Below are 22529 nucleotides of genomic sequence, written 5' to 3'. Positions count from 1 at the left end.
TTAAAAACCAACATAGCCTCCGCAAGATAAGCTGCTTGAGAGCTGTTTGTTTTCTCGGTTGATGGCATATGCTGTTACATACAGAGAACATGCTTTATAGCGAAGAATGAGTTGGTTTGCCACTGTATGTGCCGAGGTTGGAACGGGGCAGCCTTCGGTAGTCCATGAGAAGTCATTCATAGTTAACTTAGCAAGGGTTTCTGGATTCTTTCGTTGAATATCTCGAGAGTATCCGATATGTCCCTTTCCTAATAAAGCAAAGGAGTGGTTGCTTAAGCAAAACTCGTAACCAATTCCTACTGGAACGGCGATATTCGTCAGTTTTGTCTTAGCAAAACTTCTTGGGTTATAGCCTGTTTCAGTAAATGCTCTTTGCATAATATTAGTAGCTTCTATGTTGGCAAATGAGAATATGCGAATGATATTCTCATAATCTAGAAACGTATAAGAGGCTCCTAACGTTCCGCGGATTCCAAAGGTATCCCATTTGGCACAGGTATGATCTTTTTTGGAGCATACGCGCATCATAGCATTGTGATCTAAAGCTGCGCATAAAGTAGAGTTTAGAGTCAAAGGTCCTAGGATTTGGGTAAGTCCAACGTTCTGTACAATTCCCTCAGAAGTGATAAACTCTGGTAAGTCAACAACAAAAGAGTCTCCGAACATATGTGTTCCTCCTCCGGAGAGGGTAAGAGAGGGAGTCAGCCGTATGATAGTGGTGCCTGTTGCGCCTAAACGAGAGACAACGCTTTCTCTGTCTGAAGAATAGGTGCGCATCTCAGCTCCAGTTCCACCCATTAATACTCCAAAGTAGGAAGTTGGAATAAGTGTCGTTTTATTGCATAGGTGATCTCCCAGATTATGAGAAGCTGTTTGTAAAAGTAAAAACGTGCTCCACAAGGAATTAGGGACTGCTCGGCCAACGCGGTTTGCTTCAAGAACATATTCTCCGTTTGGGATCCAGGATGCGCGTAAAATTTTTTGTTTGGTATTGCTTATCGTATTGGGCTGCCAGCTAAAATGCCAAGCTCCTTGAAACCCAGCTTCTTTATTCGATACGGGGGAGTCTGTGGTAAACTTGGAAATATCAATCACTTTATCCGAGGATAAAAGGATTTCCATTTGGTAAGGAGACGCCGCGGTATCTCGATTTTCATAAAATAGGCCTTCAGGATCGTGAATAGAGGGGGAACCCGATAATCTGATAGGAGCGCTTCCTGAACGGATTTCGGCCTGGAGATTGGAAGGAGAAATGTCTACTCCAAAGCTTAACCCATTAATTTCAACAGGCTCCTTACTAGAAACATTGCCATGAAAGAGCGTACTCGTCGTATAGAGAGCTAGAGAGGTGCCGGGGGATAAGCTAATGCGGCCACCTGTTTGTTTGAAGCTTTGGACAATGAGATGAGCTCCATTTTCAATAGATAAGGTTCCGTTATGAAGATGAACGGGCTGGTTGAAAATGGAGGTTCTGTTAAGCGTATCTTCTCTAGCATTGTCTAAAAGATTAGCGCCAGAGAAGACAATGGTCCCTTTAGGAGAAAAGAACGGGGTTTCATGTTCGGGAGCATTGATCTGTACCGGGGAGGGAGATGCTGCTAGGGCAATGACTGGATCAAAGAAATTAATGGACTGGTTTTTGTTCGCTGCGAATTGAATTTTATAAGGCGCTTCTTTGATAAAAATGGAATTATGTCGAGAAAGAGCACCTTTTTTGGTGGCCTGGAGCATTGTATTGCCGCTAAATGCAATGTTACCGCTATGGGCTACTAGGGATAGCGATGGGAGTTTCCCATCTAAAAAGATCGCTCCGCCTCCTAAATCTCCTGCAGCATTGTCTGCAAAAGTAATCGCATCGTGAGCTGTAATCACGCATTGGGATGAGCTAATTGCTTCGCCGCCTTCTTTTGCAGAATTTTTTTCAAAACGAATGGTGTCTTGATTTTGTTCTAAGTTAACGTATTGAGCATAAATAGCTCCGCCTTTCTTGTTAGCATTGTTTTGTGAGAATATAATAGGAGCTGTTTGCTGATTCGCCTTGAAATTGCTGGTATAAATAGCTCCTCCATTGGCTACGGAGCTATTCTCTTTAAAAGAAAGAGGGCCTGCATTGCCAAGAAATTCTACCACCCCATTTTTACTATAAATAGCTCCTCCATGAACAGCGCTATTTCCTTCGAACATAATTTGTTGGTTATTAAGAAAAAGAATTCGAGATCCAGTCAAATCTCCGCTAATCGCTCCTCCACGCCCACTATGTTTTATAGATGAAGAGACAATGGCTTGATTATTAGAAAAGATTATAGCGCCCCTTTGATCGGTGAAAGACACATTTCCTTTAACTGCACCTTGAAGTAAGATGACCCCACCATTTCCTTTAGCGATATTATTACGAAAGGCTATGTAATGATTGTTTTTGAAGGAGATGTCATCTTTTGCTGTAAAGATGCCTCCAGAGCTTTCGGATCCAAAAGCAACCAGTTTGCGTAAATTAGAAAATTCAATTGAAGATTCAGAAAAGACCCCGGATCCAAATCCTTTGATATTGATGTGCTTGAAATGGATAGCAGAATGAGGGTTTTTCCCTAAGAAGGAAACTTTCCCTGCTATATTTTTAAAAGCTCCTCCTGATGAGAAGGTATTTATTGAAGAGAAATCGCTTAGGATAAGTTTACGGTTAATAGTGTAATTAGTGCCTTCTGGGCAAGAAGAGATCATCGTGAAGGTGTCTCGATCTTTGCCGTATTTGTGTCCAGAAATGGCTAATTCCATTTCTCCAAAAGAATATGGGGCATAAATTATCAGAGAACCAAGTAGGAGCTTGGGAATAAGAGCTAGATAGGGGGTTGTTGTTGAGAAAGTGGGTTTAGATGGGGTTTTAGGATAAAAATGAGAGTGTTTTTTTATGGGTTGATTCATAAGTTCCTTCATTGTAAACGCCTTGTGGCGTCATTCTGCAAGGGAACTATAAACAGAAAGATCTTTTTCTATCGACCCAAGAAATCTTCCGTAAGTCGCTGATATAGAGGTGTTAACTGGTTTCGAATATAAGAGAGAGACACTCTTTCATGGTTGATGTAGACTCATTCATGGCCTCATACACCTCTCTACAAGCGTTTTTTTGTTGTTCTTGAGCGGAAGATGTTTTAAGGATGTTTAACGCTGCAGCAACGTCCTCATATTGAAAATCTTTTTTATCCCCGATAAATTCTGGGAAAATGGTTCTTCCTAGAATGATATTAGGGAGAGAGTAGGCTGGCAGGATAATATTGAAAATATATTTCGCCAAAAAGGAGTCTAGAGGACGGAGTTGACAGGTGACTATTGTTGGAGTAAGGTTCAGAGCTGTTTCTAAAACAATGGTTCCACATTTTGCAAGAGCGCAATCACATTCTCTCATCAATTCATAACGAAATTGAGCGGGAACAATATGACTATGCACACAACGATTTTGTTGCAAAACTTCCAGAATAAGGTGGTCATACTCAGGGTGCGCCGAAGATACAAGCAAATGATGTGTTGTCGCAAAATCTGATGCCTGAAAAGCTTGTACCTGAATCATAAGATTACGCAGGATATCGCTTCGACGGCTTCCTGGGAAAGCTGCAACGAAGGGTTTGTTGGGGGGAAGATGGAGCTGTTCCTTCCAGTTTTGTTTAGGACGGAAAAGCTGGATAGTTTCAGAAAGAGGGTGCCCCAGATATATTGTACGGAGGGGAGAATCCTGGAACAACGCTTGTTCAAAAGGAAGGATTAATAGAAGCAAGTCTAAATGCTTCTCTAAAGTAGTTTTTCTTGCAGGCCTCCAAGCCCATATGCTAGGGCACACGTAATGCACGATCTTCCCTTTATATCCGAGAGAACGAAGCTTTTTTATTAATAAAAAGTGAAAATCGGGGAAGTCAATGCAGATGACCGCGCGAGGGTTTTGTTTAAGAATCGTTTTATACAGAAGGCGGTATCTGTACCATAATTTAGGCAAAGCTAGAAACACTTCCAAGAATCCGCTAACTTGGAACGTTTCCATGGTAAAGAGCGCGCAAAATTTTTGAGCGCGCATTTGCGGCCCTCCTACACCAAAACAGTGTATGTCTGGGTATTTTGTTTGAATTGCTTTTAATACATTTGCGCCTAGAGTATCACCGCTATGTTCCCCTGCAGAGATGAAGCAGCTGTTGCTAAAAGGTTTGTGAAGAGATTCTCGACGGGCAATGCGAAGATTTGCCAGAGAAGGAAATAGTCCACATCCATAGCACAAAACATTGACGAGATCTCCGGTTCGTAAAAAGTAAACAAGGCAAATAGATCCCCCCAATAGGCTGGCCCTCCAGAAAGGAAGGGGAAGGGATGTATGATTTCTATATTCTAGGTAAAACCATTGGATAAAAAATCTTAAAGAAAAGATCGTTAATCCGATGCATCCTATCATCTGCCATGAAAAATTGGCTTCTGGAAGATCCAAATGTAGGATATTTGGAGATGCCATCCATGTCATGTGGGGAAGATAATATGTGCCGATCGCAAAGGATAACGTAATTGCTGTTGCGGTCACTACCAATAAAGAGGCGATTTTTGAGACCGGAAGGGGATTGGAGGAAGTTATATTGAGATTCCGGAAATAAATAATCAGGTTGAAGGAATGGAGCAGGGCAATAGGATACTGACTTTGGATAAATCCATGGCAGATCATCAAAACTGCTCCAGTGCTGGACAGGTGCCAAAAAATTTTGGGAACGAAAGAGCTTCCTTTCTTCTTAGTTAAGAACCACTGAACACAAAATGCTGTACCAAAGAAGAGGTTAGCAAAAAGCCCTAAGGGGTATAACCAAAGTGTGATTTTCTGGGGAAACATAATAGCTCATTGTAAATCTATAGGGAGAGAAAATTTCCCAAATGCACGTAGAAAGTCACTCCGAGGCTTGTTCATAATGTTTGAGCCACTCCTCATATGTAGCTTTCACTTTTGGATATACCTTGCTGCGGATTTCTAATAAGTAAAGGGCTTCAAGAAAGTAGGTGTGGCGTAAAAATTTTTTATTAAAGAAAGATTTTCTTTCTTTTTTCAAAGGAGTCAGCGGAGTCAGTCTATACTGCATCTGCAAAAGCAAAGTTGTCAGAATAAAATTTTTCTTGGAGCAACTGGTAAAAGAGTCTGCAAAAAATTCTGTTAAAAAGTTTTTGATATAGTCAAAGATATTTTGGATGGACATAGTAGGATGCTGACTATACTTATACCGAACATTGAAGTTCACGATAGGGAACAACAATATCGCTAACAGAAGATGTCTTTCTAAACAGAAAGAGCGTTGTCGAACCCTAGTATCTAAAGCCGTCAAGCTAGCAAAAGTTTGATTTTGTAGAGTTTTGCTCAGGCTAAAAGCCTTAGCCATATAGGGGAATAAGATTTCTAAGATTCGGTATTCAGAAGCTAGTTGGAAGAACGTCGTAGATTCTCCAGAGCTCAGGACTTTGATAAGCTCTTCAAAGACTCGAGGTTGCGAGCTTTTGATTAATTCATGACGAGACTCTTGAAGAGCTTCTAAAGTTTTGGGATCGACAGTAAAGTCGTAGCGAGACAGAATTTTTAATAAGCGCAGCATGCGCACTGGATCTTGCTTAAAACGAAGAAAAGGATCGCCGATTGTTCTTAAATATCGATTTTTTAAATCCTCAACACCGCCTGTATAGTCGATCACGACTTCTGCGCTAGGGTCATAAAAAAGGCCGTTAATAGTAAAATCTCTGCGCAGCACATCCTCTTCAGCAGATCCCCACAGATTATCTTTTGTGATCAACGAATCTTCTTCGTTGCTCCCCGATCTAAAGGTTGAGACTTCTATAATTTGATTAGGGAAGCGGATATGCGCTAAACGGAAGCGTTTACCTACAAGAATGCAATTTTTGAATAAGGTTTTGACTTCTTCTGGTTTAGCGGAAGTAGAGACATCGAAATCTTTAGGTTCTTTTTTTAACAATAGATCTCGGATACATCCTCCAACGATATAGGCTTCGTATCCCGCCTTTTTTAATGTTTTCACAACAGAAAGAGCGTGAGGAGAGAAGCTTTGCAGATCAATATTATGGTCTGATGGATAAAATATCGTGGGGGTAAGATTAGAATTAGAATTTTTGCTGAGCAAATCTAAGCCTCTAGGCGAAAGAAGTTCTTGGTTGCAAGCTATCATTATATGACATTGGAAGTTAAAAAGTCTGGAGGAATTTTGTCCTTGAATAAGAGGGAGTTTTGCTCTCCTCTGGGAAGGCTCTTTCTGTAGTAGAAAAAACCTTATTTATAAAGACAAAGTTACCTATGGGTTTCTAAAAGTTCTCATGGGTTAGAAGGACCATATATAAGGGACGCTGCTTTGATCAGCAACAGCTTTATGTCTCTCTCTCTTCTTAAGAAGAGAGAGAGGGGCCAGATGCTTCACGGGTTTCAGAGGTTTTTTCAGGGAAGACCAATTCTTTTCGCATTAAAAAAACTCCGAATAGATTGAGGCATAACAACAATGCTCCTGAGACGGACATGACGAGTAATGCCGTGTCTTGTGGTAGGAAGCAGAAAGCGGGTAAAGCCATTATGCCGTAAAGAGTATATAAATAAGATCCTTTGCCTCCGCCAATAAAGTTTGCGCATTTTTTCCCAACAAGGAAGTAGGAAATAATCGTTGTATACCCCGTTGCAAAAAGGAACGCAGGAAGAAATACGCGGATATAGGGGAAGTATGAGGAGAGTGCTTGTTCCACAATCTCTGATCCTTCAAGCCCAGCCTTGTGCCAAACTCCAGAAGCGAGGACTATGAGAAGACTTAATGTACAGACAAGATTGTCGACAATGACTCCCACAATACTAAGCTGGGCTTGGGTTTGAGGGTTGGTAGCAGATGTTTCACTTTGAATAATCGAATCAAAGCCAATGCCGATATCTCCTGAATAAGCGGCTCTAGAAAGTCCTTGACGAATCGTTGAAGCAACAGTGCATCCTGCAAATCCTCCAATGGCTCCGTGGCCTGTAAAGGCTGAGTGGAAAATAGTTGAGAAAAGCGTTGGGAGTGTATGAATTTCTTGAACAAGGATATAAAAAGCCATTCCACAGTAAACCAACATAAAGAAAGGTAAAACTAAGGAACAGATTTTCCCAATCCGCTGCAATCCTCCTTGCACGGCATAGACAACCAGAAAGAGAAGGGTTGCAATAGAGAGAAGCTTGGGAATGTTCCAGCAGGAGGATAGGGTATTCGCAATAACCGAAAACTGGTAGATCTCTACCCCATAAATGCAAAGAAGAACTGCTACAATGACAGAGACGATACGGGTCTTATAGGCTTTATCAAGGAAGAACATGGGGCCTCCATGATAAACATGGTTTGCGTCGGACTGTCGGAATTTAATTCCTAAATACACTTCGGAATATTTAACGATAGACCCAAGGATTCCGGCTACCCATACCCAAAAAAGAGCCCCGGGGCCTCCAACGCAGGCAGCGGTGACCACTCCGACAACATTCCCTATGCCGATATTCCCTCCGGCAGATGCAAAAAAAACTTTTAATGGATGAACGCCTTTCTTATGATTTTCTTCCTTTAACGAAGCTTCTTTTGAAAATTGGTAAAACAATTTGAAAAAAGAAGGGAGCTGAGTGAATTGTGCAAACTTAGATTTATATGTGAACACAACTCCGAGCGAAAGGATCAAAATAAACGCTATGTATGACCAAATAAAGTCATCAAAAGCCGTTAAGAAAGATAGAAATGCGTTCATAAGATGCTATTTAAACTAATTTTTTTGAAAAAAATAACTCTACTATTATCTCCTTTTTCCTTTTTGTTTGGTAGGGGATCCTTTGACGAGAAGCAAATTAAAAATATTTCTTGCTGTCTTTGCTAAAATATAGGTGCCCAACAAGCAGAAGGGTGCCTGCGGAGATAAAGGTATCTGCTAAATTAAAAGAAGGGAAACTCCAAGAGTAGTAGTTGAGGGAAAGGAAATCAACAACCCGCCCATGTAGAGCGATATCCCCTACGTTACCTAGAGCTCCTGCTAGAATTAGTGTTAAAGCAATTCGTGTTCTTGTGTGTAAAGATCTATATTTAATTCCTAAGAAAAGAGAAAGGCCTAAGATAACGCAAATGCGGAAAATGAGAAGAGGGACTTTATGTTGAGCAAATAGACCAAAAGCCGCTCCTTCATTGAAGGAAGGGGTAATGAGAAAAGAAAAGTGTCCCCACACATAGCTATAAAGTAAAGCCGGGGAGTGGGGGGAGAGTTGACAACTCTTAAGTAACACAACTAGTTTTGAGACCCAATCAAGAGAGGCTAGGAGTAGGAGAGTAAGGAAGGTTGATAAAGAGCGGGTCGGCATTATAACTAGTTTCCGGAAAGAAGTCCTTTTTCGAATTTTTCTTGAGCTTTTACGGTCATTGTAGCGTAAGGGATTGCCATTAATCTTGCCAACGGAATTTCCTCTCCACTTACATCACAAATACCATAAGAAGCTTCTTCGATCTTTTCTAAAGCGCGATCAATTTGTCTAAGAAGTTTGTACTCTTTAGTTGTTACTTCCAAACTGATGGTTCGGTCAAATGTATCTGTGCCTTGATCAGCTTGGTGTTGCGAATAGCCGGTCGCTTCATTAGGTTTTTTTACTTCTTGAGCATTCCCTTCTAAAGTATGGGATAATTTAGCCTTCATCTCGAGAAGGCGAGCTTTAAAATCGGCTATTTCTTCGGCCGTTAGGGGCATAAAATTCTCCTTTTCATGTTTATTTTTCACCGTCTGGTGTCGCAGATAATAACACTTCCATGAGTTCCCCAACATCTTTGAATCTTCTGTAAACACAGGCGAATCTAATGTAGGCAATCATATCTGCTTTTTTTAGATATTTCATTACTAGTTCGCCTATTTCTTTGGTAGAGATTTCTCGATTTTGTTTGCCCAGAAGATCTTGCTTGATATTGGAAGCTATGGCTTGTACCTGTTCTTGACCAATTCTTGTGTGACTGGAAGCTGCTTTCAGCCCATTTACAAGCTTAGATTCTTGGAAATTTTCGTAACGACCGTCTCGCTTTAACACCTGTACAGTTAACTCTACAGTTTCAAATGTTGTGAATCTTTGATTACATCGTAAGCATTCTCGGCGTCGTTTAATTGCATTAGCTTCTGGAGAGTTTCGAGAGTCGATAACTTTAAGCTCTCCATGGTTACAAAATGGGCATAGCATGGGAGATTCCTCCTAAAATTCAAACATTGGATCCTTGTGGACTACTAACAGGTCCTCCAGAAATACAAGAAAGAGATGGGTTGGGGGATCTGGTAACACAATTCTTGATTGTGATTTGTGGTGATTTTTTTTCAAAGGTCGCCTAACATTTGCAGGACGCTCAAGATACCACGGTTTTTATTTTAATGGATAAAATCCTATCTCTCGTGCTGAAAAGAGCTCTGTCCTAGGGAGAGTTTTCTCTACAGACGGTCTCGGAGTATAATCATTTTTTGATTATAAGCAACCGAAGTTTGCTTCTATGTGATCCGAGAGGCTTTGTCGTGTATCTAGTTCCTTAAAGTCACTAAGAAATATTTTGTTATAGCCTAGCAAGGCGTTAGGGTATCTATGTTTTCAGGCATTATTCAAGAGGTCGCTCGGGTAGAGCTTGTCAACTATTACGGGGATTTCATGGAGATAGGAATCTTTGCCCGTAAATTAATCGATGGAGCTCCAGGGAGTAGTCTCTCTGTTGATGGAATATGTTTGACTTTGGTCAAAAGAGAATATGAACTGCTGTTTTTTGATGTTACAGAAGAGACCATGGCCTGTACCACGATTAAAGATTATACAGTGGGGACCATGGTGAATCTAGAGCGTTCTGTTCGATTGGGGGATGAAATAGGTGGCCATTTTGTTTCTGGGCATGTCTGTGGTGTAGGCTCTATCCTTGCTGTGGAAAAATCTTATATGTTTTTTAAGGCGCCAGCACATCTGGTGCCGTATATTCTTGAAAAAGGTTTTATTGCCATTGATGGTATTAGTTTAACGGTCGCGCAAGTCCGGGGTGATATCTTTTCTGTCAGCGTGATTCCAGAGACCCGAGCACGGACCTCTTTGGGATACAAGAGGGTTGGGTCTCGAGTAAACATAGAGCCTGATATGATGACAAAAATGCAGGTGGATGCGGTGATGCGATTTCAGTCCGAAAAGATAGGCATATGATGGATTATGAATTACTAGATAGTGGGGATGGGAAGAAACTAGAGCGATTCCAGGATGTCCTTTTGATCCGCCCTGCTGCTACGGCGATTTGGCCAAAGACGCAACCTTCTTTATGGAAACAACATTCTGCAGAGTTTATCCGTGTAGGGGAGAAGGGTGAGTGGAAATTCCGTAATCACAATCTTAAAGAGTGGTGGATAACCATCGATTCAGTGCGATGCTTGTTAAAGCTTACCCCTTTTGGTCATGTGGGAATTTTCCCTGAACATGCTACATTCTGGCGGGATCTACGGCCCTCTTTATCTAAGTCTTCCTGCAAAGTTTTGAATTTATTTGCATATACTGGGGCATCTTCCATTTTTTGTGCACAGCAGGGCGCTACTGTTTATCATGTAGATGCTTCTAAAGCCGCTGTTAAATGGGCTCAAAAAAACGTTGAGGGAAATTCTTTTTCTGAAAAAAGAATTTTTTGGATCATTGAAGATGTTTTTTCCTTTCTAAAGAAAGAAATTCGTAGAGGAAAAACTTATGATATAATTCTTCTAGATCCTCCAACCTATGGGAGAGGACCAGATGGAGAGACCTTTAAAATAGAGAGAGATTTTTTCTTTTTATTAGAGTTGTGTTCACAGCTACTTTCTAGTTCTTTTTCGCATATGCTCATTACTTCTCATACACCGGGGCATACCCCAGAGTTTTTGCACTGTTTAGCTAGAAGGGCGCTTCCTATGCTTCCCTTGCAGGGGTGGCGTGTAGGCGAAAGTTTTTGTGGTGAGGGGGATCAACGGTTGCCTTCAGGAGTCTTTGCGCAATGGAATTTATAGGAAAAAATAACGCGCGCGTTAAAGCAGCGCTTGCATTGAAGCGCCAACGGGCGCGTAATAGTCCATATTTTTTATTAGAAGGGTTCCGAGAGATTCATCGGGCGTTGATTTCTGGTTACCGGTGTCTCTATGTGTTTTGTGGGGAATCGATCTCAGAGAAAGAGCGGGACTTTGATAAAGAGCTCTCTTCTCTGGGAATTGAAAAATTTTATTGTTCTAAAGAAGTCTTAGAGAGACTCTCTTTTAAGGAGCATCCAGATCATTTCATAGCTGTTTTTGAAAAAAAACAGCTGTCTTGCCAAGAGTTCTTAGGATTCCGGCGCAAAAATCAGCAGCCATTTTATTTGATCGTTGAGCAAGCCGAAAAACCTGGCAATATTGGGGCGTTATTGAGGATAGCGGATGGCGCAGGGGTTGATGGGGTCATTCTTTGTGATCCTGTGGTTGATTTGTATAATCCCAATGTGATTCGGTCTTCCCTAGGGACGGTGTTTACTGTCCCCGTTTGGCAGGCTTCTTTGGGAGAGGTCTTAGCTTTGGTGAGAGAACAAGAGTGGAAGATTTTTGCAACGACTCCGTCAGCACAAACTATGTATTTTGATCAAAATTTTTGCCAACCACTAGCTGTAGTATTTGGTTCTGAGAAAGATGGTCTTTCCCCCTCTTGGTTAGATGGAAGCTTTTGTAGTATTGCTTTGCCAATGCTAGGGAAAGCGGACTCTTTGAACCTCTCTTCTTCTGTTGCAGCTGTTGCTTATGAAATCGTTCGTCAAAGAAGTATTTGACATCAAGTTTGATCTTCGGCTTTAAAACTTGATTTTTAACGTTTTATATGCGATCCTGAGAAATGTCCTTGTTTGGAGGGGCTGTTTGGGTAAAGAGGACGAAGAGTCTGTCTCAGCCCTTTAGGGTTGTCATGTTTTTGCAGGTTGTTCGTTTAGCAAGAACTTGAGTAAAGGGACGCCCATGAGATTCAGTTTCTTTTCTGGTATTCGAGACCTTTCCCGTCATTTTATTATCTCTGCGACTTCTGGAGCTTTGTCTGATCGTTTGGGCTTGGTGTGGGGAGTTATTGCTAGAGTGTTTGCTTGTGTTGTTTGGTTGCGACATAAGATTTCAAGATCTCCGCATCGGGTACAGGCAACAGTTGTGAGTGTGGGGAATATTGTTGTTGGTGGGACAGGGAAGACCCCCTTGGTGTTGTGGTTGGCTCAAGCCTTAAGGGAAAGAGGACTTTCTTGTGCGGTCTTGTCTAGAGGATACAAAGGAAAGTATAGTCGGCGGAAGTCTTCTGTTATTGTGGATCCTTTGCTTCACTCGGCTTCGTGTGTTGGTGATGAGCCTTTGCTCTTAGCAAAGTATTTGCCTGCAGGAACAGTAAGGATACAAAAAGATCGCAGAGCTCTGGCTGAAAAAAGTGCAGAAGCTTTCGATGTGTTGTTACTAGACGACGGATTTCAATATAAGCGTATTCATAAAGATATCGACATTGTGCTGGTGAATGGATCAGACCCCTTTGGAGGAGGAGCTTTTTTCCCAAAAGGGAGACTTCGGGATTTTCCGGAACGATTAGGTGAGGCGAATTACATCATAGTTAATGGTCGGTGTTCTCCGTCTGATCTGCGCGAGTTGGATCGATTCAATTCCGAAGCCAAGATTGTTATTGAACCGAAGATTTCGGAGATTGTTTGGTTGAATATGTCTGCGAATATGCCTCGGGATCGTTGGAAAGGTTTGGGAGTGGGGGTTTTTTGTGGTTTAGGATTCCCAAAAGGGTTTTTGACTATGTTAAGGAAAGAGGGGATCCATATTTTAGGAACGCATCTATTGCCCGACCACGAGGGGATAACCAAACAAGAGTTAGATCTTTTCTGTAAAAAAATTATTTTGCGCCAAGGAGTGGGGCTCTTATGCACAGAAAAGGATAGCATAAAAATAGGATCGCTCGCTGAGGAGATGTCGTTGCCCATAGGGGAAGTCCGCATGAGGTTTTCTTGTGTGAGCAACGAAGAACGAATGGTAGCCATGTTGGATGCAATAGAAGCCGTCCGGAAAAATAAGAGGGTGACTACATGAAATTATGGGTAAAAATCTTTATAGGATTGATCGTTGGAGTTGTTTCCGGCTTAGTTCTAGAAGACAAAGCAGCATTTGTTAAGCCTTTTGGGGATATATTTTTGAATCTACTGAGTATGGTAGTGTATCCTTTGGTCTTTTGCTCCATGGTTTTGGGAATCGCTTCGATTAGCGATATGAAAAAACTAGGGCGTATAGGCTTAAGAAGTCTGGGATTATATTTAGGCACAACTGCTGTTGCGATAGGTATTGGTCTGGCTTTTGCGCTCTTCTTCTGTCCTGGGAAGGGCTGCGATCTTCATGGGTTCGATGCGTCTTATTCTTCTATATCGGGACAACCTAGCAGTACGAGCTTTTTAACGACTTTTGGCCAAATTTTTCCTTCTAATCCTATACGTTCTTTTGTTGAAGGGAATATTCTGCAAATCATCATATTTGCTTTGTTCACAGGAGTTTCTATGCGTTTAGCGGGAGCCGCGGCTCGCCCTGTCGAACAGCTAATTCATGGGTGTAATGAAATTATGCTGCGCATGGTAAATATGATTATGTCTTTTGCTCCTTACGGAGTAGCAGCAAGTATGGCTTGGATATCTGGGAATCATGGGTTAACAGTTTTACTGCAATTAGGAAAATTCCTTGTTGTTTATTACATCGCTTGTATTTGTCATGCTATATTGGTGTTTGGCGGATTGGTTCGGTTAGGATGTAGACGCTCATTTAGTGGATTTTTGTCGGCCATGATGGATGCCATTTCTTGCGCTGTATCGACTGCAAGCAGTTCTGCTACACTGCCTGTTACCATGCGTTGTGTTTCAAAACATCTTGGAGTTTCTTCAGAGATATCGGGATTTGTGCTTCCTTTAGGAGCAACCGTAAACATGAATGGTACGGCGATTTTTCAGGGAATGGCAGCAGTTTTTATTGCTCAAGCGTATAATTGCCCACTTTCTTTAACCAGTCTGCTTCTTTTAGTTGTCACGGCGACATTTTCAGCTGTGGGGAGTGCTGGGGTTCCTGGGGGAGGAATGATCACCCTCGGTTCTGTACTTGCTTCTGTCGGCCTGCCTATCCAGGGGATTGCAGTCTTAGCTGGTATCGATCGCTTACGCGATATTATCGGAACGCCTATGAATATTTTAGGAGATGCTGTTGTCGCCTTGTATATTGCCGAAGGAGAAGGAGAGTGTTCTTCTGAACAAGAGGAGAATATCCTTCCTCAAAATGGGTAGAAAGGTCTTTTCTTAACGAAGAAAGAAAAACTTTCTTCGTTTTCTTTTTAACTCTCCCCCCTCGAATTCTTTTCTGTAGTTGCAAAAAGTATTTAGTGTAACATGGGACATATTTAATGTTTTTCAGTAAGCGCGGTCGTTGTTAATAGCTTGTGACGGTTAAAAGAGCTGTGTATTCGCATGAATTTGAGTTAAACAACTACCTCGCTTACTAGTTCATAAATAAGAGGATTCATGTTCGAGTTTCGATTTCCAAAGATAGGGGAAACCGCATCTGGGGGTATAGTTGTCCGCTGGTTGAAACAGGTCGGAGACTTTATTCAAAAAGATGAGCCGTTGATCGAGGTTTCAACAGATAAGATCGCAACAGAGCTAGCTCCTTCACAAGCAGGTATTTTAGAAGAGTGTTTGGTTCAAGAGGGGGAAGAGGTTTCCTCTGGAGATGTTTTGGCTCGTTTGCGAGAAAGTTCCGCATCAGAGGATCCTGTACAAGCTCATGTGGAGGAATCTAAAGAACCTTCTCTAAAAAATGGGTCGCAGTGGCTATCCCCAGCAGTTTTGGGAATAGCAAACAAAGAGGGAATGGATCTCCAGGAATTGCAACAGATTCGTGGTACAGGAGAGGAAGGTCGAATTACTAAAAGAGACCTGGAACGTTATCTTGTTGATAAAAGAGACGCTAAAGATGTGTGTTGTTCTAAAGAAGAAAATAGAATCCCAATGTCTCCGCTACGCCGAGCTATAGCCTCTTCTTTGCAGCAATCCTCAGAAGAGGTGCCGCATGCCTCTTTGGTTGTTGATGTGGACGTTACGGATTTATTACATCTTATTTCTCTAGAGCGAGAGCGTTTTGCGGCAGCTCATGGTGTTAAGCTCACAATCACGAGTTTTATCATACAGTGTTTAGCTAAATCTTTGGAGCAGTTCCCCCTTCTTAATGGATTTTTGGATGGAGATACGATTGTTTTAAAGAAAGCTGTTAATGTAGGAGTGGCTGTAAACCTAAATAAAGAGGGTGTGGTTGTTCCTGTTATTCATAACTGTCAGGATAAGGGGTTAGTGAGTATAGCTAAAGCTCTCGCAGATCTTTCTTCTAGAGCACGCGCTAATAAATTAGATCCTTTAGAAACTCGAGGCGGAAGTGTTACCGTCACGAATTTTGGCATGACTGGGGCTCTTATCGGCGTGCCCATTATTCGTTATCCAGAAGTAGCTATTTTAGGGATTGGGACTATCCAAAAACGTGTTGTTGTTAGGGACGATGATTCTTTGGCTATTAGGAAAATGGTGTACGTTACCCTGACTTTTGACCATCGCGTGTTAGATGGAATTTATGGAGGAGAGTTTTTAACCGCTTTGAAAAATCGCTTAGAGTCTGTTACGATGAGCTAAAAGAAAGTTTTTAATAAGACGAGCGAGTTAACGCACATGCCAGGTATTGCAGAAGACCTTTGTTTGGATATTTTTCATAAGCAAAGACAAATGATTTCGCAGTATTTCGCAAACTTTCAGTGTGCTAGTGTTCGTCTGCTTACAGAAAAGCTTTTGGAGCATCAGGGTGCAGTGTTTTTTTCTGGAGTAGGAAAAAGCGGTTGCATCGCTCGTAAATTAGTTGCCACTATGCAATCTTTTGGAGAAAAAGCTTTTTTTCTTTCTGGCGACCTTCTTCATGGGGATCTAGGAGTTGTTTCTTCAGGAGATATTGTTTGTTTATTTTCGAATAGCGGAGAGACTAAAGAGATTTTAGAATGGATTCCGCATCTTAAAAATCGACAAGTTTTTTTAGTGGGGATCACAGCATCTCCTTGTTCTAATCTGGCAGCTTCTGCTGATTTTGTTGTGACACTGCCTAAGTTAGAAGAGTTGGATCCCTTTAATCTTATGCCTACAACGTCGACAACTTGTCAGTTGCTCTTTTCGGATCTTTTGGCAATGACGGTTTTGCACTCTCGAAAAATCTCCTTATCGGACTACGGGAGGAATCATCCAAGCGGACAGATCGGTTTGAAAGCCAATGGGAAAGTCAAAGATTATTTTTTCCCTAAGACGGAAGTTCCTTTTTGTTCTCCATCCACTAGTGTTTCAGAAGCTCTTACTGTACTTTCTTCGTATGGTTACGGATGTGTATGCATAGTGAATGAGCAATTTGAGTTATTAGGGATATTCACGGATGGAGATTTAAGACGAGGGCTTTCTGAATGTGGCGGAGATGTATTGGAGTTTCCGTTGCAACGGGTCATGACGAAAAAACCTAAGACAATCTCGGAAGACGCGGATATTCTTTTGAGTTTAAAGATGATGGAAACAGGCAATCCTGTGACTGTGCTTCCTGTGGTAGACGCCCAACATCAACGTTTTGTCGTTGGGTTATTACATATGCATACGTTAGCTAGGGCGGGATTATTGCAATAAAAAAGCTCGGAAGAGCGAGTAAGCCGGATTCTGTCAACAAGCGCGAATAAAAATTCTTGCCTGCGGGCAGCCATTCATCTAGGAAGCACATTACTATACTTCTCAAGCGATTATGAAAAAGTCTGAACCTTCCCGTAGAGAGGTTCTTTGCAGAGACAAAAGACTTTTTCTCTTGCTTCAGATGGGGTTTACAGGTCTACCGGGTCTCCCCAGCAGCTCCTACTCCTAAAGTAGGACTTTTCAGCCTGTCTATAAATTTTGCAATTTATAGCGGAGTGTTTTCTGTTGCACTTTCCGTAGCCTCTCGGCCCCTGGAATTTCTCCAGCATCTTTTCTTATGAAGTCCGGACTTTCCTCTGATATCAGCTTTAAACAAACTGCTCCAGCGGCTGCCTTGCTCTTCCGATTAGTTCGTTACACGGCGGTACGACGACGACGACGTTTGATCATTGTGCCTTCTGTTGATGGCGCCTGAAGCTCTTGCCAGTATAAAATTCGTGAGCAGTGTTCGCAAAATACCAAATGATCTTGTTTGCGCACTAAGTTTTCATGCTGAGGGGTAAGGGCTATATGGCAGCCGCTGCAAACACGATTTTCAATAGGGACAACAACACGGTCTTTCTTGTTATTGAGAAGTCGTTCGTAAATGCTAAATAACTCTGGATCTGTGGCTTCTTTCAATTGTGTTCTTTGACTTAATAAAGAACGCCCTTCTTCGTTAATTCTTCGAATATTCTCTCGGATCTCTTCTTCGATAGCACTGCTACTATTTTCTGTAGAAGACAAACTCTCTTTTAAAGAGACAAGAAGATCTTCCCCGCTAGCTTGTTTATCCATGAGATCGCTGAGTTGATGTTCTAGAGTTCTGCGCTCTTTATTGGCTGCTGTCATCTCTTGGGTTAGAGCATTAAACTCATCCATTTTCTTTACAGCAGCTTGCTGATTTTCTAATTTGTTGATCTGATCAGAAATTTCTTGAATGCGCTTCTCGCCACCTTTGATCTGCTCTTTGAGTTTCTCCATTTCTAATTCTTTTTCTTCAACCTTGCGACGGATATCCGTTTTTAAAGCTTGAATTTTAGCGAGCTCCTTTTGATGTTCTTGTTTGACCCGCATTAAACGAATCATTTTAATGTCGAGCTCTTGGATAGCCAAAATACTTTGGAGGGCGTCATGCATGGAAATCTTTCCTTACCTTGATATGAGCTTGTACTGCCGGCTCCCTCTAATCCAGAAAATCTGAATGCGTTCCCCCAACTTTTCAAAAGGGGCTTTTGAAAAAAAAAGACGCGAATGAGTTTGCCCAGACGAAACGGCAAGTTTACCGCTTTTTCTGCAAGAAGTAAAGCACCTTTTGTTTAAGAAAATCTTTTTCAAAAAAAGAGCGGGGATCTAACGAATAATTTTTTGAAAGAACAGAGAGAAACCCGCTGCTTTTCTTCATTTTTTCTTCGTTTTAGAGCTGCCTTTTTTCTTTTCTTTCGTTGCGCTAGACCCAGCTTTCTTTTTTTTCGATGAGCGCTTCTCTTTAGCTTCCACTAATGTCCATTCAATGGCCTGGGTAAGTAAGGTAACAGAGGAAAGCTGTACGAAAATGGAGGTTCCTGGGCGTAGATGCTCTGGGAGATCTTCCACCCCAAGCTTTGTTTTGATTACATACTCTTTAGGGAGCTTAGCGGCTGGAATGAAACCTTCATGACAGAATTCAGGAAGAACGAAGGAGAGCCCTTCTGGAGATACAGTGATAATAAAAGCTTTATAAAGGGAGGCGGGTTGCTCTTCAAAAAACTTTTTCAAAAAGCGAGCCTTTTTCATATTTATAAACGCTCCCTCAGCTTTTGCGGCAACACGTTCTTGTGATGAACATGCACGAACAATTTGTTCAAGATGGTTTTCTTCCACAGAAAGAGGGTGAAATAGGAGCCTGTGAACAATAAGATCCACATATCGACGAATAGGACTAGTGAAATGGGTATAGTAATCCAAACAAAGTCCGTAATGTCCTTTATTCTCCGTAGAATACGATGCGGTCTTCATACTTCGCACAAACTGAGAATGCAAAATAGGTTCCAGAGGGTGGTTTGCAGAAGTTGTGTGTAACAAGTACTGATAATCAGGTTCTTGTGCAGGAGTTTGCGTGATCGTGAAGCCTAAGGCTTTCGCGGTTTCTCTAAAAGTAAGGAGGCTTTCTTCATTCGGAGGTTCATGTATCCGGAAAGGCATAGTGACTCCCTGATGAGAAATATGATAGGCGATTACTTCGTTAGCTTTCAGCATGAACTCTTCAATGAGTTTGTGTGCAGCAGTCTGTTTGGTTTCAACAAGCGCCGCGGGTTCTTGTAGATTATCGAGAGACATAGTGAAAGAAGGAAGTACAAGACGCATGCATCCACGTTGCTCGCGGATATCCGCAAAAATACGGCTCAATTTGTCCATTTCTAAAATAGTTTTAGAGATGGGATGGGGTAATTTTTTTTCAATAATCGCATCTACTTCATCGTAGGTCATACGGTATTTACTGCGAATGACACTACGTAAAATTCTGTAATCCGAAAGCAATCCTTCTTTGGAAAAGGTCATGAAAACAGATACCGCTAAACGATCTACATTGGGTTTTAAGCTGCATAAGTTGTCGGAAAGAGCCGAAGGTAGCATAGGAATGACTTTTCCAGGGAAATAGATCGAATTGCAGCGTTTTGATGCTTCCTTATCTAAAGCCGAGTTTGGGGTAACATAGTGGGAGACGTCGGCAATATGGACCCCAAGAATATAGTTTCCCTCTTGATCGTAGGTCAGCGAGACTGCATCGTCGAAGTCTTTAGCTGAAGAAGAGTCTATGGTAAAACACAAAAGATCCCGGAGATCTTTTCTGGAGTGTAGGGCCTGTGTAATGTGTTTTTGTAAAAACTGGCCAGCTTCTTGAATAACGGCCTCGGGGAATTCTTCTGTGATCGAAAATTCGGCCTTAATCACAGGAAAATCGGTTTTAGCATTAGAGATATTCCCCATGAATTCTAACATCACCAAAGGAGGAGGCTCTTTACTTGGGTAATTCTCTTTCCACACAGGAGTTTTTAGTAGTAAACGATCGCCGGTCTTGTAAGTCCTTTTAGGGAGAAGTTCTGCTTTCACAGGACTCTCTGGACTTATGGCATTCACATAAACCAAGGCTAAGGTCGGACTGATAAGAGAAACGACAGTCCCTACTAAGACCTGTTTCCCTCGAGCGAGTACTTTGTGAATTACTCCTTTTATTTTTTCTCCTCCACGTTGAGAGAAGGGGAGAGCGACAAGAACATGGTCTCCATCTAAGGCGCCTTTTAGGTCATTAGCTGGAACAAAGATATCAAAAGGGTACAGTTCTGGCTGATCTGGAGTGACAAAACCGAATCCCTTTTTAGGATGAATGAATAAAATACCAGGAACCAAAACCTGTCTTTTATTTTTTAGAACTTTCTTTTTGTTTTTAGCTTTTCCCACAAGCTAAACTCCATTACTGTCGTACTGCCGGTACAGTCTCGCTTCTCAAACTACCAAGAAATATTGTGCATCTTGAAGTTAGGGGTAGTAGGGCAGCCGGGTTTTAATGATACAACGCCTCTTAGAAAAAACGTTTATGCTATAGCAGTCAAGATACGTACTACTAGCATACATGAACAAAGGGATTAATTACTCTTAAGAAAGAAGTGTAATGTAGGATTTAAAAAAAAAAGAGAATTTTTTAGAGGGCAAGAGCCCCCCATTTTAAGAAATGGGAGGCTCTTGTTTAAGAAAAATATGATCAGAGATCCTATTCAGGTTTATCTACAATTTCAACATCCGCGTCTTCAATGTTATCTGTAGAAGACGTGTCTCCTCCTGCTGGAGGGCGTGTGCTGAAACTATGTTTTTTCAAATCTTCAGAGTTAATATTAGGTCCGCCTTGAGCGTTTGCAGCAGCAGCAGATGCCGATTGAGCCTGCATAGCTTCTCCGATTTTTTGCATGTGAGCGCTAAGCTCATCGGAAGCTGCCTTAATAGCTGTCGTGGAAGCTTCGTCTTTCATAGCTTGACGAACCTTCTCTATTTTCTCTTCGATTTCTTTAACAAGCTCTGCAGGAATCTTGTCTTGATAATCTTTAATAGCTTTTTCGGCTCTAAAGATCATTCCATCCGCTTCATTTCTCACATCAGAAGCTTCTTTTCGTTTCTTATCTTCTTCTTTATGGAGCTCTGCATCACGGATCATTTGTTGAATTTCATCTTCGTTCAATCCGGAGCTTGCTTCAATGCGGATTTTCTGCTCACGTCCGCTGGCAGCATCTTTAGCAGATACGTGTAAAATTCCATTAGCATCAATATCGAAGGTGACTTCGATCTGTGGGTGACCACGAGGAGCTGGAGGAATATCTGTTAAATCAAACCGTCCAATTTCTTTGTTGTCTTTCGCCATTGGTCGCTCACCTTGAAGAACGACGATGGTTACAGCTGGTTGGTTGTCTGCTGCTGTAGAGAAGATTTGTTTTTTCTGTGTGGGGATCGTTGTATTTCTCTCTACGAGGGGAGTCATGACTCCTCCTAGAGTTTCAATCCCTAAGGAGAGAGGGATCACGTCAAGCAGAAGAACATCCTTCACTTCTCCTCCAAGGACTCCTCCTTGAATAGCTGCGCCAATTGCTACTACTTCGTCCGGATTAACGCCCTTATTAGGTTCTTTGCCAAAGATTTCTTTTACAACAGCCTGCACTGCGGGCATTCTAGACATCCCTCCAACAAGAAGAACATCATCGATGTCTGAAGCAGATAATTTCGCATCTTTCAAAGCTTGAGCACAAGGTTGTTTGGTGCGCTCAATGAGAGAAGAGGCCAAATTTTCAAATTGGGCACGAGTTAGCGTCAAAGCTAAGTGTTTAGGACCGTTAGCATCAATCGTGATGAATGGCTGATTGATCTCTGTAGAAGATACTCCGGATAATTCGATTTTTGCTTTCTCAGCAGCATCTTTTAATCTTTGCAAAGCCATGTTATCTTTGCTCAGGTCAATTCCTTCTTGTTTTTTGAACTCAGAGAGCATCCAGTTGATGATAACTTCATCGAAATCGTCTCCTCCCAAGTGAGTATCCCCGTTTGTCGAAAGAACTTCAAAGACTCCATCACCAATTTCTAAGATAGAGATATCGAAAGTTCCTCCTCCTAAGTCAAATACGGCGATTTTTTTGTCTCCCGCTTTATCAATGCCGTAAGCAAGAGCTGCGGCTGTTGGTTCTGGGATAATGCGCTTAACATCTAATCCTGCAATGCGTCCAGCATCTTTTGTGGAGGCTCTTTGAGAGTCATTAAAGTAAGCCGGCACAGTAATGACAGCTTCGGTTACGGTTTCTCCAAGATAAGCTTCGGCAGTTTCTTTCATTTTCATGAGAATCTGAGCGCCGATTTCTTCTGGAGTGTATAGTTTATTTTCTACGTCGAAAACAGCATCTCCTTTGGAGTTAGCTGCTACTTTGTAGGGAACGGTTTTAATTTCGGATTCGACTTCAGAGAATTTTCTACCAATGAACCGTTTAGTAGAAGCCAACGTTTTTTCTGGGTTAGTTACAGCCTGACGTTTTGCAGGGATTCCCACGAGAGTTTCGCCACCTTTAAAAGCAACGATAGAAGGGGTTGTGCGAGTTCCCTCGGAAGAGGCGATCACTTTAGGTTGGCCGCCTTCCATTACAGAGACGCAAGAGTTAGTCGTCCCTAAGTCGATACCAATAATTTTGTTAGACTTTCTTTTTTCGCTCATATTGAACACCTAATTTC

General features: G+C 41.8%; 18 protein-coding genes and 1 other RNA gene. 8 read left to right on the top strand and 11 right to left on the bottom strand.

What is annotated here, in order from left to right:
- From B6E89_RS02245 to nrdR, 7 genes are all read right to left on the bottom strand, one after another.
- A complete protein-coding gene (locus tag B6E89_RS02245; protein ID WP_080133081.1) occupies positions 1-2919 on the bottom strand; it encodes a polymorphic outer membrane protein middle domain-containing protein in 2919 nt (972 codons plus the stop codon).
- Positions 2920-3031: 112 nt separating this feature from the next.
- Positions 3032-4852 (bottom strand): lipid-A-disaccharide synthase, encoded by a 1821-nt coding sequence (gene lpxB / locus B6E89_RS02240; RefSeq protein WP_080133075.1) that lies wholly within the window; start codon positions 4850-4852, stop codon positions 3032-3034.
- A gap of 55 nt (positions 4853-4907) precedes the next feature.
- Positions 4908-6185 carry a polynucleotide adenylyltransferase PcnB gene (locus B6E89_RS02235; protein WP_080123052.1) on the bottom strand — a complete coding sequence of 426 codons (1278 nt, stop codon included), beginning with the start codon at positions 6183-6185 and terminating at the stop codon, positions 4908-4910.
- 214 nt (positions 6186-6399) lie between these two features.
- Positions 6400-7761 carry an AGCS family amino acid carrier protein gene (locus B6E89_RS02230; protein WP_080126653.1) on the bottom strand — a complete coding sequence of 454 codons (1362 nt, stop codon included), beginning with the start codon at positions 7759-7761 and terminating at the stop codon, positions 6400-6402.
- Between the two features lie 97 nt (positions 7762-7858).
- Positions 7859-8362: a signal peptidase II gene (gene lspA, locus B6E89_RS02225; protein WP_080121472.1), complete on the bottom strand. Its 504-nt coding sequence runs from the start codon at positions 8360-8362 to the stop codon at positions 7859-7861.
- Positions 8363-8367: 5 nt separating this feature from the next.
- Positions 8368-8742, bottom strand: coding sequence for a TraR/DksA family transcriptional regulator (locus B6E89_RS02220; RefSeq protein ID WP_035406511.1), 375 nt, complete (start codon positions 8740-8742; stop codon positions 8368-8370).
- Between the two features lie 19 nt (positions 8743-8761).
- On the bottom strand, positions 8762-9220 hold the full coding sequence (gene nrdR / locus B6E89_RS02215; protein ID WP_035406508.1) for a transcriptional regulator NrdR: 459 nt from the start codon (positions 9218-9220) through the stop codon (positions 8762-8764).
- Here nrdR and B6E89_RS04950 point away from each other — a divergent pair.
- From B6E89_RS04950 to B6E89_RS02180, 8 genes are all read left to right on the top strand, one after another.
- Positions 9208-9366, top strand: coding sequence for a hypothetical protein (locus tag B6E89_RS04950; protein ID WP_157779247.1), 159 nt, complete (start codon positions 9208-9210; stop codon positions 9364-9366). The two genes, nrdR and B6E89_RS04950, sit on opposite strands and share 13 nt — an antisense overlap.
- Before the next feature lie 244 nt (positions 9367-9610).
- Positions 9611-10207 (top strand): riboflavin synthase subunit alpha, encoded by a 597-nt coding sequence (locus B6E89_RS02210; protein WP_080133072.1) that lies wholly within the window; start codon positions 9611-9613, stop codon positions 10205-10207.
- Positions 10204-11031 (top strand): class I SAM-dependent methyltransferase, encoded by an 828-nt coding sequence (locus B6E89_RS02205; protein WP_080133069.1) that lies wholly within the window; start codon positions 10204-10206, stop codon positions 11029-11031. Before B6E89_RS02210 ends, B6E89_RS02205 begins: the two co-directional genes overlap by 4 nt.
- Positions 11019-11816, top strand: a complete 798-nt coding sequence (locus B6E89_RS02200) for an RNA methyltransferase (RefSeq protein ID WP_080123813.1) — start codon at positions 11019-11021, stop codon at positions 11814-11816. Before B6E89_RS02205 ends, B6E89_RS02200 begins: the two co-directional genes overlap by 13 nt.
- A 181-nt stretch (positions 11817-11997) precedes the next feature.
- Positions 11998-13107 carry a tetraacyldisaccharide 4'-kinase gene (gene lpxK / locus B6E89_RS02195; protein ID WP_080133066.1) on the top strand — a complete coding sequence of 370 codons (1110 nt, stop codon included), beginning with the start codon at positions 11998-12000 and terminating at the stop codon, positions 13105-13107.
- The gene (locus B6E89_RS02190) at positions 13104-14336 is read left to right on the top strand and encodes a dicarboxylate/amino acid:cation symporter (protein WP_035406496.1); all 1233 of its coding nucleotides are present in this window, start codon (positions 13104-13106) and stop codon (positions 14334-14336) included. Before lpxK ends, B6E89_RS02190 begins: the two co-directional genes overlap by 4 nt.
- A 234-nt stretch (positions 14337-14570) precedes the next feature.
- On the top strand, positions 14571-15728 hold the full coding sequence (locus B6E89_RS02185; protein ID WP_080126650.1) for a dihydrolipoamide acetyltransferase family protein: 1158 nt from the start codon (positions 14571-14573) through the stop codon (positions 15726-15728).
- Between the two features lie 36 nt (positions 15729-15764).
- The gene (locus B6E89_RS02180; protein ID WP_080133064.1) at positions 15765-16748 is read left to right on the top strand and encodes a KpsF/GutQ family sugar-phosphate isomerase; all 984 of its coding nucleotides are present in this window, start codon (positions 15765-15767) and stop codon (positions 16746-16748) included.
- Between the two features lie 3 nt (positions 16749-16751).
- On the opposite strand, the gene rnpB is transcribed toward B6E89_RS02180, so the two are convergent.
- The 4 genes from rnpB to dnaK form a co-directional block, all read right to left on the bottom strand.
- Positions 16752-17153, bottom strand: an RNA gene (rnpB, locus tag B6E89_RS02175) — RNase P RNA component class A.
- Between the two features lie 9 nt (positions 17154-17162).
- Positions 17163-17927 (bottom strand): zinc ribbon domain regulatory protein CdsZ, encoded by a 765-nt coding sequence (cdsZ, locus tag B6E89_RS02170; RefSeq protein WP_035406487.1) that lies wholly within the window; start codon positions 17925-17927, stop codon positions 17163-17165.
- 261 nt (positions 17928-18188) lie between these two features.
- Complete coding sequence (locus B6E89_RS02165) at positions 18189-20228, bottom strand: ribonuclease R family protein (protein ID WP_080128455.1); 2040 nt, start codon at positions 20226-20228, stop codon at positions 18189-18191.
- 310 nt (positions 20229-20538) lie between these two features.
- A complete protein-coding gene (gene dnaK / locus B6E89_RS02160) occupies positions 20539-22512 on the bottom strand; it encodes a molecular chaperone DnaK (protein ID WP_080123046.1) in 1974 nt (657 codons plus the stop codon).
- Between the last annotated feature and the right edge of the window lie 17 nt (positions 22513-22529).

The organism is Chlamydia suis (assembly GCF_900169085.1).
Taxonomy (GTDB): Bacteria; Chlamydiota; Chlamydiia; order Chlamydiales; family Chlamydiaceae; genus Chlamydia; species Chlamydia suis.
This window is presented reverse-complemented; position numbering and strand designations above follow the sequence as displayed.